The 15,273-nt window shown below is 44.3% G+C and carries 11 protein-coding genes; all 11 read right to left on the bottom strand.

Going from position 1 to position 15,273, the window contains the following annotated elements:
- Positions 1-183 precede the first annotated feature (183 nt).
- Entirely contained in the window at positions 184-2,406 is a 2,223-nt protein-coding gene (locus M1L62_RS03255) for a ferredoxin-like domain-containing protein (RefSeq protein WP_254411569.1), read from the bottom strand.
- 77 nt (positions 2,407-2,483) lie between these two features.
- Positions 2,484-3,728 (bottom strand): sulfate adenylyltransferase subunit 1, encoded by a 1,245-nt coding sequence (locus M1L62_RS03250; protein WP_254411568.1) that lies wholly within the window; start codon positions 3,726-3,728, stop codon positions 2,484-2,486.
- A gap of 74 nt (positions 3,729-3,802) precedes the next feature.
- Positions 3,803-4,759 (bottom strand): sulfate adenylyltransferase subunit CysD, encoded by a 957-nt coding sequence (gene cysD, locus M1L62_RS03245; RefSeq protein WP_159467113.1) that lies wholly within the window; start codon positions 4,757-4,759, stop codon positions 3,803-3,805.
- A gap of 60 nt (positions 4,760-4,819) precedes the next feature.
- Positions 4,820-5,521, bottom strand: a complete 702-nt coding sequence (locus M1L62_RS03240; RefSeq protein WP_254411567.1) for a phosphoadenylyl-sulfate reductase — start codon at positions 5,519-5,521, stop codon at positions 4,820-4,822.
- A 137-nt stretch (positions 5,522-5,658) separates the two neighbouring features.
- Positions 5,659-6,111 (bottom strand): type II toxin-antitoxin system VapC family toxin, encoded by a 453-nt coding sequence (locus tag M1L62_RS03235; protein ID WP_254411566.1) that lies wholly within the window; start codon positions 6,109-6,111, stop codon positions 5,659-5,661.
- Between the two features lie 79 nt (positions 6,112-6,190).
- The gene (locus M1L62_RS03230) at positions 6,191-6,454 is read right to left on the bottom strand and encodes a UPF0175 family protein (RefSeq protein ID WP_254411565.1); all 264 of its coding nucleotides are present in this window, start codon (positions 6,452-6,454) and stop codon (positions 6,191-6,193) included.
- A gap of 27 nt (positions 6,455-6,481) precedes the next feature.
- Positions 6,482-7,669 (bottom strand): trans-sulfuration enzyme family protein, encoded by a 1,188-nt coding sequence (locus tag M1L62_RS03225; RefSeq protein WP_254411564.1) that lies wholly within the window; start codon positions 7,667-7,669, stop codon positions 6,482-6,484.
- Positions 7,670-7,813: 144 nt separating this feature from the next.
- Positions 7,814-8,989: a sulfite exporter TauE/SafE family protein gene (locus M1L62_RS03220; RefSeq protein WP_254411563.1), complete on the bottom strand. Its 1,176-nt coding sequence runs from the start codon at positions 8,987-8,989 to the stop codon at positions 7,814-7,816.
- Positions 8,990-9,158: 169 nt separating this feature from the next.
- Positions 9,159-11,435 (bottom strand): FAD-dependent oxidoreductase, encoded by a 2,277-nt coding sequence (locus M1L62_RS03215; protein WP_254411562.1) that lies wholly within the window; start codon positions 11,433-11,435, stop codon positions 9,159-9,161.
- Positions 11,436-11,501: 66 nt separating this feature from the next.
- Positions 11,502-13,532, bottom strand: coding sequence for a glycoside hydrolase family 2 protein (locus tag M1L62_RS03210; protein ID WP_254411561.1), 2,031 nt, complete (start codon positions 13,530-13,532; stop codon positions 11,502-11,504).
- A 19-nt stretch (positions 13,533-13,551) separates the two neighbouring features.
- On the bottom strand, positions 13,552-15,267 hold the full coding sequence (locus M1L62_RS03205; RefSeq protein ID WP_254411560.1) for a sodium:solute symporter family protein: 1,716 nt from the start codon (positions 15,265-15,267) through the stop codon (positions 13,552-13,554).
- Between the last annotated feature and the right edge of the window lie 6 nt (positions 15,268-15,273).

Raw genomic sequence — 15,273 nt, 5'->3', positions numbered from 1 at the left:
TGTCAGTAGGTTGCAGTAAAATGATTGAAGTCTGGAACGACTTAAAGTGCATAAAAAGTCAAATGTTTGGTAAGGTTAAAGAAGTCAAGACAGGGTGTCCCCGTTTTCAAAACTTGACTTCTTTATGGCTCAGCACCAGGCGAAAAGCTGATCGCCGACTGCCGAAAGCCGACTACCATTCAATTAGCTATCCTTTCCAAACGAAAGCTCCTGCAAAGCGGGCTCACCCGTTTCCATCAACTGCGCTTCACGCGTGTTGCGAACAAAGTCTAAGAACTTCTCAGCAGTAGCAACAAAATAGGTTGCAAACGCCTGTGTTGGTTCAAATTTATTGATGCTGAAAGCAAGCGAACGGAATGGTGTTTCCTGTGAATCCGGAAGAATGTATTCAGCCGGGGTTTCATACTTGAATTCTTTTCCGAAGTTACTTTCAAAGTCGTTGATGATACCGTATTGCGTGTTTGTGTTCACGTCTTTAGTCATCAGCAAACCTTTTGCACCGGTGATCAAAACATTGTAAGCATGATAAATAGCATCAGCCCAAATTTCTGATTCAAAGTTTTCTTTTGCAAGATTCAATTTCTCCTGTCCTTCTGTAATGGTAGTGGCTACAAGGTCAACCAAAACGCTGGCGCATTCACCAACACCAATCTCAGTTTTGAACATTTCATCGTGATCCCAGTCGCGGTAGTCATCTTCCTGCACATTGGAAAGATCCGCAATTGGTTTCAAGAGCTGGAAGAAATAATTTTTGGTCTGACGAGTGTAATACTGGTTGAAATATTCACCATCAAAAGCATTGGATTCGTAATCATTGAAAATGGTACGAAGTGCTTCCGGCCCGCGTTTTGCAGGAACTTTGATCACTTTATCTCCAATCAAACCAATTCCATCACCGGAAAAACCACCACCTAATAAAACCTGAAGTGCTGGCAAAACCAGTTTCCCGTTTTTAATAGAGCTTCCGTGGAAACCAATGTTAGAAGCGTTATGCTGGCCACAGCCATTCATACAACCGCTGATCTTGATTTTGATATCCTGGTTGTAGATCATTTCGGGAAATTCATCCTTCATGACATCTTCCAGCACACGGGTAATTCCGTAGCTGCTGGTAATAGCAAGGTTACAGGTATCTGTTCCCGGGCACGTTGTGATATCCATTGTGCTGTCGAAGCCAGGATTTACAAGTCCAAGCTTGGCCAGTTCATGGTAGATCGCCACAAGATCTTCGCCTTTTACAAAACGAAGGATATAACCCTGGTTTACCGTTACACGAATATCATCAGCCGCATATTGACGAACAATATCAGCCAAAGTACGCGCTGTATCCGAACTCATGTCTCCCAACAAAACACGTAGCTGAACAGCGTACCAACCTTTTTGTTTTTGTTCAAAAGTGTTGGTTTTTAGCCATTTTGTGAATTCTGTAAGGTCTTCGATACTTTCAGAAGCAATTTTCAAAATTTCTTCTTCGCTCAAAGAGGGGCGGGGCGCGTGGTTGATTGATTCAGCCTCGTTGGTACCGAATAAGTCCTCAGGAATTGTGAAGACTTTATTTTTAACGGCAGTACGTTCTTCTGCAACTTTTGCCATCATTCCTTCCAGTCCAAGATCGTTCAAAAGGAATTTCATACGCGCTTTATGGCGACGCACACGTTCTCCGTAACGGTCAAAAACACGAAGCAAAGCTTCTATAAACGGAATAACATCTTTTTCTTCCAGGAATTCAAAAGCAGTTTGTGCCGAGAAAGGCTGCGCGCCTAACCCTCCGCCAATCAAAACTTTGAAACCTTTTACGGATTCACCTGCTTCAGTGGTACCCATTTTGGCGATAAGACCAACGTCGTGGATAAAAGCAAGGGCTGAATCTTTTTCAGAAGAAGAAACGGCAATTTTAAATTTCCTTCCCATATCCTGGTTGATCGGATTACGAAGGAAATAAGTAAATATGGAATGTGTGATCGGGGTCACATCAAAAGGTTCTTCCGGATCAATACCGGCAACCGATGAAGCCGTCACGTTACGAATGGTATTTCCACAAGCTTCTTTCAAAGTAATTCCTGCATCTTCCAGATCTGCCCATAACTGAGGAGAATCTGAAAGTTTTACAAAGTGCAGCTGGATATCCTGACGCGTCGTTGCGTGCAAATTACCGGTTGCAAATTTGTCGGAAGTGTCAGCAATACGGACAAGCTGATCAGCGGTGATCCGTCCGTAAGGCAATTTGATACGGATCATTTGAACGCCTGGCTGGCGTTGACCGTAAACTCCGCGCGTCAGACGAAACTTACGAAAAGCTTCTTCCGGTGTTTCACCCGTATTAAACGCGTTGATTTTGTTTTGCAAATCAACGATATCGCGTTTTGCTACGGCTGACACTTTGTCTGAAATTACTAAATTGTTCATGGTGAATGTTATTCTTATAGCCTATCGGAATAGTATATTAACTTTATATCAGAAAAAAGGTGTTGGAAACACACCTTCTATTCTATCATACAAGCGCCTACGGTTACGTTTGATGTTTCGTCGATCAGGATCGCAGCGCCGTTTGCTCTGTTTTGCTGATATGCGTCGTATGCAACAGGTTGTGCTGTTCTCAAAACGATTCTCGCGACGTCGTTCAGTTTCAGTTTTTCAACCTCATCCAGTTTCTCGTATGTATTGATGTCTATTTGGTATTCAATGCTTCTAACAGAACATTTTGTCCTTGCAGTTCCATGTTGAAGCAGATATTTATCACCTGGTTTCAATGTTTTTCTATCGTCCATCCAGCAGATCAGCGCTTCAAGATCCTGACTCACCACCGGTGAATTGTCAACCGAAACGATCATATCACCGCGACTGATATCGATGTCATCTTCCAAGAGTATCGTAACCGATTCAAAAACAGTAGCTTCTTCAATTTCCTGTCCACCAAATTCGATTCTGGCAATTTTGGATTCTGTTCCCGAAGGAAGAACTTTTACAGCTTCTCCTTTTTTCAAAGAACCACTTTGTAAACGACCTGCATATCCGCGGTAGTCGTGCAGCTCATCTGTTTGAGGACGAATAACGTATTGCACCGAAAAACGGCCGTCAGTCGTGTTCTTATCTTCTAAAACATTAACGTTTTCAAGAACCGAAAGCAATGTTTCGCCGGTGTACCAAGGCATATGTTTTGATCTTTCCACGATATTATCTCCGTTCAGCGCGCTGACAGGGATAATGGTCAGATCTTTGATATTCAGTTTGTTGGCAAGGTCTTTATAAGTCTGCGCGATTTCTAAAAACGCATCCTCCGAATTCCCAACCAAATCCATCTTGTTGATCGCAACAACCACGTGAGGAATACCCAGCATGGAAGCAATCAGCGAGTGACGGCGGGTTTGTTCCGCCACACCATGACGGGCATCTACCAGGATAATCGCCAGGTCTGCGTTCGAAGCACCGGTAACCATGTTACGGGTGTATTGAATATGACCAGGCGCGTCTATCGAGATAAACTTACGGTTTGGTGTCTGGAAATATTTGTACGCTACGTCGATCGTAATCCCTTGTTCACGCTCAGAACGAAGTCCGTCCGTTAAAAGAGCAAGATCGATTTCACCATCATTACGGCTTTTGCTGGCACGTTCGATGGCCTCCATCTGATCTGCCAGAATATTTTTTGTATCAAAAAGCAAACGCCCGATCAACGTACTTTTACCGTCGTCTACGGAACCTGCTGTTATAAATCTTAGTAAATCCACCTTTGTTAATTTCGAATTTTGAATGAGAGAATGATTGAATGTGCTCTAATGAGCTTTTTGTCAATTCTCATTGTTTAGAAATATCCTCCTTTTTTACGGTCTTCCATCGCAGCTTCTGTTTGCTGATCGTCGATACGGGTTTCGCCGCGTTCGCTGATTCTTGAAACTGTGATTTCAGCAATAACTTCTTCCAATGTTGCAGCACTTGATTCTACCGCGGCTGTACAAGTCATGTCGCCAACCGTACGGAAACGAACCTGTCTTGTTACAATCTGATCTTCCGGATCTTTTTCGATTACCGGCGTATTGTACAACAAACGTCCGTCGCGCAGGATACATTCGCGCTCATGAGCGAAGTAGATGCTCGGAAGTGTGATACCTTCTCTCTGAAGATAAGCCCAAACGTCCAGTTCAGTCCAGTTCGAAATCGGGAAAACACGTACATTTTCACCTTTGTGAATACGTCCGTTGAAAAGATTCCAAAGTTCAGGTCTCTGACGTTTTGGGTCCCATTGACCGAATTCATCACGGAATGAGAAAATACGTTCTTTCGCACGTGCTTTTTCTTCATCACGACGCGCACCACCGATGCAGGCGTCAAATCCGAATTCTTCGATTGTATCTAATAAAGTAAAAGTCTGCAACCAGTTGCGGCTTGCATTTTTACCGGTTGGTTCTTTAAGATTTTTCGCTTTGATGGTATCTTCCACATAACGAACGATCAGTTTTGAACCGGTTTTTTCAGCAAGCATATCACGGTAATCCGTAGCTTCCACGAAGTTATGACCCGTGTCAATGTGAACCAATGGGAACGGAATTTTACCTGGTGCAAATGCTTTTTGGGCAAGACGAACCAAGGTAATAGAATCTTTTCCTCCTGAAAATAGTAACGCCGGACGCTCAAACTGACCAGCCACTTCACGCATAATGTAAATCGCCTCTGCCTCTAGCTGATCCAGGTAGTCCGGTTTTCTACGGTCAATATTTCCTTGGTCGCTAAGATCCGACGCCTCTTTTACTGAAATTGACATACTTACTTCATTAGACATTTAATACTTCTTCTTTATTTACGTAGCATTGGGATGCTTATATTACTTCGCGTGCAAACCGCATTCTTTTTTCGATTCATCTTCCCACCACCAGCGTCCGGCGCGGAAATCCTCGCCCTCCTGGATGGCGCGGGTACAAGGTGCACAGCCGATGCTTACAAAGCCTTTATCGTGCAGCGGATTGTAAGGAATGCCGTTGGATTTTACATACTGTTTCACTTCTTCAAAAGTCCAGTCCAAAATCGGATGGAACTTGATCAGATCATGTGCTTCGTCTGCTTCAAGCTTATGCATGGATTGACGATTTCCTGACTGTTCTGCCCGGATACCCGTAACCCATATTTTTGCACCTTTTAAAGCTCTGTTTAAAGGCTCAACTTTACGGATGAAGCAGCATTCCTTTCTGTTTTCAACCGATTCATAGAAACTCAAAGGCCCTTTGGTGCTGATCAACTCTTCTGCCGCGGCCGTCTGAGGGTAGTAAACTTTTATCTTGGTGTCATAACGATTGTTTGTTTTTTGAAGCGTCATGTACGTTTCGTTAAACATCCGGCCGGTATCCAATGTGAAAATGCTGATATTCAGATTGTTTTTTAAGATAAAATCAGTGATAACCTGATCTTCATAACCCAGGCTGGTAGAAAATACTACCTGGCCAGGAAACAAATCAGCCAAAATGGCCAGTGATTCTGTTTCGCTTTTGCCTTCAAGGGCGGCGGTTAATGCGTCAATATTTGTGTTCATGGTGTTTCGCCTTGTATTGCCTTAATTTTTACACAGAGAAAATTGGAGTTGAAAAGGAGGGACACAGAGTTTTTTGTTTTCTCTCTGAGTATCTGCGCGGCGTCCGCTCTTTTTTTCTCTGTGGAACTCTGTGTGACCTATTTTTTATTTAAATCAAAATATGCAACTTTTAAAAATTGAGTGTGCAAATGTTGAAAATCCTTATCTGTTGTTATCAATATTGCGTTTAATACACTTGCCGTTGCTGCAATCCGTAAATCATTTTTACCCATATTTCTGGAAGAACCTGTAAGTGATTTTTCTTCCAGTCTTCCTTGGCTAAAAGCGTCTATGTCTGCGTAAGAATTTATAGTTTCTTCTGTTATGAAATCAATAACAATAAATTCTTTTGCAAATATTTCCAGCTCTCGTCTCTTATTAATTCCCCATTTATTTTGAACAGCAATGGATCTCAATTCTCCTAGTACGACTGCTGGAATATAAACATCCGTTTCTGTTTCAAATATTCCAAGCTGCAATTCTATTAAATCCCAGATTGAATGTTTTCTTAAGTATGCCAGGATGACATTCGTATCCAGCACATATTTCATTTTGTTAACTGCGAAAGCAGCACTTCAAGTGGTTCCTGAATATCAAGAGCATCTCTCAAAGCTTCCAGTCTCTCTTTCTTTAAACCTTTATACTGCTGCTTTTTTTTAGGTTCTCAGCCCGATCTTCAAATGACAAAGTATTATCTGATGGACTGCTAATCATCGATTTCAAAGGATCATCATCCGAAAGCGTACTGTAAACTAATTCGTTCATCGTACCCCCCGCTAAATCAGTAGCCTGTTTCGCGGATAGTGCTCCTTGCTGATAAAGTTGGCCGGCAATAGAAAGCAATACCTTCTCTTTTTCGAAATCTTCCGGCAAATTGATGGTTAGTGTTTTCATATTATGACCAATTTAATCTATTGATTTTTACTCCAATATACCACTTTTGACCGACACTTCCACAGCGTTTGTGAAATCCTCGATCAGATCATCGATATCTTCCAAACCAACAGAAATTCGAATCAATCCCTCTGTAATGCCCAATGCGAGTTTTTCGTCGATTTTTAGTCTTGCATGTGTGGTTGTGAACGGATTGGTAACGATTGTTCTCGTATCTCCCAGATTGGAAGAAAGAGAAGCAATTTCCAGCGCTTCCATAAAGGCAGAAACACGTTCAAAACCGCCTTCCAGTTCAATGGTTACAATCGCACCACCTGCTTTCATTTGTGCTTTTGCGAGTTCGTGTTGTGGGTGAGACGCTAAAAACGGATATTTAACCAGTTTTACATCCGGATGTTTATCCAGTGCCGATGCCAAAGCCAGTGCGTTTGAACAATGTTTGTCCATTCTCAAATGCAATGTTTCAAGACTTTTGCTCAAAACCCAGGCGTTAAACGGAGACATGGAAGGTCCCGTGTGGCGGCAGAAAAAGCGAACATGTTTGATGTATTCTTCTTTTCCAACCACAATACCACCCAAAACGCGGCCTTGTCCGTCCATATATTTTGTAGCCGAATGCACGACCAGATCTGCTCCGAAATCAACCGGATTTTGCAGGGCAGGAGATGCAAAACAGTTATCTACATTAAAAATTAAATTATGTTTTTTACAAAGCCTGCCGATCATTTCAAGGTCAACAAGATCCAGGCCAGGATTTGAAGGTGTTTCCAGGTATACCATGCGCGTGTTTGGCAATACGGCTGCTTCCCAGTCTGCTTCACTCGCGTCAGCGTCAAGGTAGGTATAAGTGATTCCCCATTTGCTGATAATCTGTGTGATGATCTGATGTGCGGAGCCAAACAAAGCACGACTGGCCAGAATGTGGTCCCCGCTTTTCAACAAAGCAGCCATACTCGCAAAAACCGCAGCCATACCCGTAGCCGTTGCAACGCCATCTTCGCAGTCTTCAAGCACACAAACCTTGTCTATGAATTCCTGCACTGATGGGTTTGAAAAACGACTGTAAATATTTCCTTCTTCCGTCTCTTCAAACAACGCTTTTCCCTGCTCAGCACTTTCAAAAGTGAAGCTGCTGGTCAGAAATAATGGCGTAGAATGCTCGCGGTACTGCGTTTTCTTCGTTTGGGTACGTATTGCTTTGGTCTGCTTTTTCATAGATCACTAGGTGTTAGCTATTGGCTGTTAGCGTTTAGCTTGTAATAAATACTTCTTATTTAGTGAGAGCGTAAATACTCTCTTTTTTAATAAATTCTAAATTTATGGGTTCAGGTCTAACAGCTAATCGCTTACAGCTACCAGCTAAAAAACCACCATATATATTATTCTCAAACTCACGATGATAACAATGGTTCCAACCATGATCATCATCGTTTTTATCGGCAATTTTCTTGATAATGTTGCTGCAATTGGTGCTGCTACCATTCCTCCCAAAATCAACCCCAAAACGACCTGCCAGTGCGAAAATCCGATCAGTGTTATAAAAGTGACCGAACTTGCAAGTGACACGAAAAACTCAGCCAGATTCACCGAGCCAATCGTATATTTAGGATGCCTGCCTCTGGCAATCAGCGTGGAGGTAACAATAGGTCCCCAGCCGCCGCCGCCGATTGAATCCAACGTTCCACCTGCAAAAGCAAGCAAGCCAATTTTCCGGATCGGACGTTTTTCAATACGTTTCTTTAACGCTTTCTGAATGATAAGAATTCCCAGAATCAAGGTATAAACAGCGACCAGCGGCTTGATGATGTAAATATATTGTTCAAGAGAAGTCAGCAGATATGCACCTGCAATCGCTCCGATTACGCCGGGAACGAGTATTTTTTTGAATAACTTACTGTTTACGTTGCCGAATTTAAGGTGCATATAACCTGAAACCCCGCTTGTGAATATTTCCGAAGCATGCACACTGGCACTTACCGCCGAGGGAGGAACGCCAATAGTCAAAAGAAATGTAGCTGACGTCACGCCGTAGGCCATGCCTAATGCGCCATCAATCATTTGCGCGACAAACCCGCCAAGGATGTAGTAGAAAAAACTTTCATTTAATTCGAGATCATCCCAAAGAACTGAAAGCCGGTCGTAAGTGATGTATGTAAAAACGAGATGGCCGACAATCATCAGGGCAATGGCTGCAAACAAATTGACAGCGATTTCTGTGCGGCTTCTTTTGCGTAAAGTTGCTGCCCAGATTTTGTCCTGAATACTATCCCAGGAAAATGATGATTTTGTATTATTTTGAGTTGGCTGCGATGAAGCGTTTTGCTGATCAGCCTTTTGTGGGATTTTATTAAAACGAGAATCGGATTCTTCCGGCAAATCAGGCAGAAAAACAATTTTTCCCTGTTCCCTTGCCAGCGCTGCCAAACGACGATCTTCCTCAGGATCACCACTTGCAATGTATGCGACCTGCAGGGATTCCCAGTGATTAGGTTCCGTAACTTCTGACGAGGGTAATGATTCTGACGCGTCCTTCAAAGTCTATCTAGTATAGTATTATGATAGAGTAAAGTATTAATAAAATAGCAAACTAATGTTTGCTAAATGAGGTGCAAATTTAGTATCAAAATATTATCTTTCAAAGAATAAAAAAAGGCGGACCCGAAGATCCGCCTTTTTAAAACGATTACAGATTAGTAAAAGCAACCTAATAACATCGGATTTCAAATAGGGAAACAGGCGTATTCTCGTTTGAATTGGTCAGTTCAATTTTCAGGTTTTCTGTTAAAACAGGTTCGCTGAATGTGATCGTCCGGAGGTTTTGGTGATTGTCATCCAGGGTGGCAATGATCTCGTTTTTGTCATTGTATACCTTCACCCCGGTAACGCAAAACGGCATTGTTGTTTCCGGATGCAGGAAAATTACATTTTCCATCGGATGATCATAGTCGGCATCAAATACCAGTTCCAGGGAAGAAATTTTGGTTTGTTCATTCCAATGGACATTGATTGCCGGCGTTTTGTCATCATAATCCGCCACCCAGGCATTCGGGCTGGCGATGGGGCGTTGCAAGCCGTTTCGTAAATTTTCCGACTCGAAAAGATTTATCGGATCGCTTAATTTCATGGCGATATTTCTTCCTTCCGGCCTGCGCTGCGGACACCAGAATTCAAAGGTTTCTACACCAATATCTTCAGTCGGCTCCTGTTTTCCGTAATTGGAAACGGCGGGGTTGGTCGCGTTGAAAACGGTGACGATACCCGAAATCCTTTTTTCACTGTACTGAATTTTAACATTTTCATTTTTCATAAAACAAATGAAAGCATAACATGCCTCGTCAAATTCGACATCCCAGTTCAATGTGATTTCCTGTTTCCCTTTGGTCAGCGCGATGTTTTTTGTTTGCAGGGTAACGTCCGGCGTATGATTGTATGACTTGGAGCTTTTTCTCAATTCAATGGTCAGGCTTGTCGCCGCATCGGCATCCAGGATAACAGTTATTGAGGGCATTTTTCCAACCGACACAGGCAACATTTGCGCAACGGAGTGCACGATGACAGACCAGCGATCCGAACCTGGTATTTCGCTTAACTTTAACGTAGAACTTGCCTGAATACGGATTGCTTTTTGAACAAGATCCGCTGCATCGGACAATTTTACGTGCGGGATATACTGGCCCGATCGTATCAGTTCCCGCTGCAATTCTTCCAAATGGAGCGTTCCGACTTCTCTTGGTGAAATACCATATTTTTTCGCCAGTGATGCCGCGATAGCCACTGCCTGTCCTCCATGAGCGCTGGTCGCCATCACGCGGGTGGAAGCAAAAGCTACGTGGGTGGTGCTGATGATACGCCCCGCAATGAACAGGTTATTGATGTTTTTGCTGTAATAACTGCGGTAGGGGATGCCAAAAACACCTTTTCCGTGCCATTGATTACAACCGGCCTGATCACTGTAAATACCATCGGCGGGATGCAGATCGATACTCCATCCGCCAAATGCGACGGTATCTTCAAATGGTTTCTGCTCAACGATATCCTGCTGTCTGAGCATATAATCACCTTCAAACCGGCGGCTTTCACGTTTTCCCGGGATTGTTCCGACCCATTCCAGTGTCATGGTTTCGGCTTCGGGAAATAAGCCTGAGTTTTTGATATAGTTCCAGGCGCCGTAGACCACCTTCCATAGTTCCCACTTAATAGTCTCGGTGTCGTGAACGGTATCCAGCCTTCCGCCATATTCCAGCCACCACAACCGGCAACCAAAATCTTTCGGGTTGAATGTTTTGTAACGGGGAATTTGCGTTATGTCCTGCAATGCAAAGGATGGCGGCGTAAATTTCACCGGCCGGCCAACATCCTTCGAATAGAAATACATCGAATGGCCCAGCAATTCGCCATAAGCCTTATCGGGAGCAAATTTCTCACCAAATTCTTCCTGCGACTCTGCACCCATCCGGAATGCTGCGCCTGCTAAAAACGCGACTATTCCGTCTCCGGAAGCATCACAAAACAGGGGAGCGTTTAATTGATACTGTGTGCTGTTCTGGCTGCAAAAGGCATGTACAGCAGAAATCGTATCTTCCGCGGATTTATCAAGATCAAAAACAGCCGTGTTTAACAGTAAGGTGATGTTTTTTTCTTCCACCACTTTTTCCAGCAAAACGGTATCGAAGATCAGCGGATTTCCATCGGGATTGCGATGAATGTTTTCCAGCATGATTTCGTTGATCACACCGCCTTCCCGCGCCCAACGGTTATTATTTCCCATATGGGAAGTAGCTCCCAAAACCCACAGCCTGACTTCACTGGAAGCATTGCCCCCTAAAACCGGTCTGTCCTGTACAACAATTACTTTCATGCCAGCCCGTGCCGCTGTGATGGCCGCGCAGGTTCCCGTCAATCCACCTCCGACGATGATCAGGTCAGCTTCAAGCGATATGGTTTTTGGTGTTCTTTTGTAGATGAATTCTTCTTTTATCATGGTTACGCAGCGTTAGGGTAGGAGGTGCGGTACATTGTTACCTCCCATCTTACTTGATATCTTGAATTATTTCAGTTCTATTTCTTTTATTCCGGCAGAATAACCGGTTGGTTTCAGGATGGTTATTGATATTTTTTTCTCAAAACCAGTCACCGGAATGCTGATTTCTTTACTTTCTCCCGGATTTAAATCGGGAATGGAAAAAGCTCCATGATCTGTTTGCAGCGAATAACCTTTCACGGCATAGGCAGGAAAGTCATTACGTCCGGTAACTTTCAATGTCAGTTGATGCCGGCCCGATTCGATTGTTTTAAAACTTATTTTTTCAATAAGAACCGGTGACATTTCTTCCTGATAAGCCAGATACGCCGGTCTTAAAGAGCGGTCGGGGCCGACGATTCCCCACGGACGGTAACCGTTTGGATTGGTGCCATGGTAGCGGCTTTGGTAGTCATTGTAGGTCCACCAGGAAGTGCCGACTACATAGGGCCTTTTTCTGACCTCAGCCAATACGTCCCGTACGTGCTGCGCCTGATCCGCTTCTCCACCATTATTATCCGCTCTTACACCCCATTCACTGATCAGGATCGGTTTTTCAGGATAAATTTTGTGAATGTGGTCGAGTACTTTTGCATGGTTTCCATAGGTATTGGTCGATATGAAATCCGCGTATTGGCTGGCCTCGTCTTCGGGTTTTTCGGGGAAAGTGTTGAGGAACATACTGGCGAAAGTATACAGTCGGGTCGGGTCCAGTTCGCGTGCATTGATGATCATATCCTTGGTCCAGCGCTGTCCTGATACGCTTCTGGATTCATACTCGTTGCCCACACTGTATGCGATAATGCTTGGGTGATTCCAGTCGCGCTCGGCCATTTCACGGAACTGCGAACGGAATTTCGTACGCATGCTGTCGTTGTCCATTTGCCGGGGTGTCAGCTGCCAGTTGCCGGCCTCGGAAATAATCAGCATCCCATATTTGTCGGCCAGGTCGTAAAAGTATTCCGAAGGGGTGTAATGCGTCAGCCGCTGAAATTCCATTCCGGCCTCTTTCATGAGTTTGAAATCTTTTTCGATCAGCCAGTCCGGTTCCATCGAACCTAATCCCGGATAATCAACAACCCGGTTTCCGCCACCCAGACGAAGCGGTTTTCCGTTCAGAAGCAGCTGAGCATTTTTTATTTCAACTTTCCGGATGCCGAAATTAGACGCAATGGTATCCTGCCCCACCGAAGCAGTCAGATGATAAAGGTTCGGATCATCCAGATTCCAGAGTTTCACCTGCGCTGCGGATAGATTCGTTTCAGCTTCGATAATAGCGGTTTGCCCTGCCGGAATGGAGGCCGGTTTCACTTTCCAGTTTAACGTAACGGGCTTGTCCTTCCATTGAACCGTGTAAACCGTTTTCGGGGTAACGGCCTGTTTTGAGGAATTTTTAATGCGTAGTTTCGTACTTAATGTTGCTGTTCCCTTGGCAAGATCGGGTACACTTTCAATTTTGATGTTGTCTGCATACACTTCCGGTTCGATGGTCAGATAAACCGGGCGTATCAAACCGCCATAATTCATCCAGCCCATGAAGGACGCGTTGGTTTTATTGGTGTCTTTCGCACCCGGAATTGTTCCTGTTTTCCATGTATCGTTATTTACGGAAACCGCCAGCAGGTTATCGCCCTCTTTCAGCAAATCAGTAATGTCAAAGCTGAACGGAGTATAACCTCCTTCGTGAAAACCGACCTTCTGCTCATTCAGCCAGATATTGGTCTTGTAATAGGAAGCGTCAAAATGAAGGATAACCCGTTTCCCGGAAGTTGTTTTCCAGGGAAAATTTTTCCGGTACCAGACGGTGCCTGTAAAAAACTGAAATCTTGGGTCAGCAGAAAAGCAATGCGGAACGGTTACTTTATCAAACCTGCCATTTTCTTCTGCTTTGGTGGCAAACCATTTTCCAACCTGTCCCATGTCCGCCGGATCAAGTGTAAAAGACCATTCGCCATGGAGTGGAATTGCGTTCGGCTGACTAATTTTATATTGCGCAAAAGAAGGTTTGACCAGTATAAATAATAACGCCAGTAGTAACGATAATCTGTTCAATGTCATGATTTTGTGTTGGTTATGATTAAGGGTTAAGTATCGTGTCCTGTGCGGCTACGTCGACAGTCACTTTTCTCGAAGCGCGCCATGGAATGATTGACGCCAGCAAAATCCCGAAAGCAATGGATGCCGTGAGCAGGGAGCCTTTGGTTGTCAGGGCACTTAATGCGAAAAGTAAAACTGCTGTAAAAGCCAGCGCACCGGCAATAACCTGCAATCCGAAGCGGTTCTGTCTGCGTACTTCTGTTTTCTCTTCTTCCGAACTTTCCAGATAATCAAACTTGCGCTGCGCCATAACAGCCTGGTAAACTTCGTATTCAGAGCTTGTTGCAAATTTTCGTGATCCCAGCCACTCGTTGATCAGCAGTAAAATCAAGGGAAGACCGATGCCCAAAAGCATTTCTTCTGATCGGCTAAGTTTTAGGCCGGATGTTAAGGGTAGAATAATTTTGAAAAGTAAATTGACAGATAACGTTGAGCCTGTAATCCAGAGCGTTGCCTTTCCAGTCAGTCTTTTTGAAAACAATGCCCAAAGCGCCGGTGCGAGCAAGGGGCCTCCGGTTACCGCGCCGATACTCAAAACCACTTCCACAATACCTCCCGCAGCCGGTACGAGCAGCGCGATAATGATCATCCCGATTCCGAAAACGAGCGAGGATAAGCGGGCAATAGACATGAGTTTTTTGTCAGATGCGCCCGGATTGATCATTCCTTTGTAAATGTCATTGGTAAAAACCGCTGAAACTACGTTCAAGGTGGTGTTGGCCGAAGCAGAAGTTGAGAAGTACATACCGGTTAACATCAATCCCATTAAACCGGGAGGAAGCACCAGCTGACAAACCTGTAAATAAGCATTTTCCGTATCGAGGCCTTGTAATGACGGATTGATTGTCCGGTAAATCATCGGTGGCAGCATCCAGATAATCGGGCTGATGAGGTACAGTCCGGCGAAAAGAAAAGAAACTTTTCGGGCAGATTTTCCGCTGTCAACACTGGTGTACCGTTGGACGAAAGTCCAGTTGCCGCCGATGTAGCAAATGTGATAAAGGGTAAAGGCGAGAATGAAACCAAAAGTGTATTCACCGTTTAGTAAATCAAAAAAGCCATCCGGTGCTTTGGCCGTAACCGTTTCCCAGCCTCCCGCGGCATTCAGGGATAGTGGTAAAATAATAAAGACTGCCGCCGTCAGGATTACAAATTGAAGAATATCCGTGACCATCACCGCCCATAACCCGCCGACGGCCGTGTAAGCAATCATCATAATGCCCAAAACGATGGTGCTTGGAACCAGTGGAAAACCAAGAGATACGCTCACCAGCTTGGCAACAGGGTACAAAACCGACCCTTTGATGAATAGGGAAACGAGCGTGAAGATGTAGATGAATGTTTTTTGCACTTTCAACCCCAACCGTTCTTTTACAAATTCTGCCGCTGTAAGCGCTCCGGTGGCTTTCCATTTTGGCGCCAGCCACACGCCCGTAATTAACGCGCCAATGCACATCGTCCATTGAATGGTAACCGACACCCAGCCATATTTATAGGCGATGGCTCCCCAGGCCACAAAGGTACCTGCGGAGAAAAAACTCATAAAAAGCGACAGGCCGCCGATAAACCAGGGCACAGACTCTCCGCCAGCGAAGAAAGATTTCATGTTCCGGCCGGTCCGTATGAAAAGCATGCCGATAAACAAAACAAAAGCCGAAAAGATGAATATAACGGCGGTATCAATGGGTGAATTCATAGGTTT

This window comes from Dyadobacter diqingensis (assembly GCF_024220585.1).
Lineage (GTDB): Bacteria > Bacteroidota > Bacteroidia > Cytophagales > Spirosomataceae > Dyadobacter > Dyadobacter diqingensis.
This window is presented reverse-complemented; position numbering and strand designations above follow the sequence as displayed.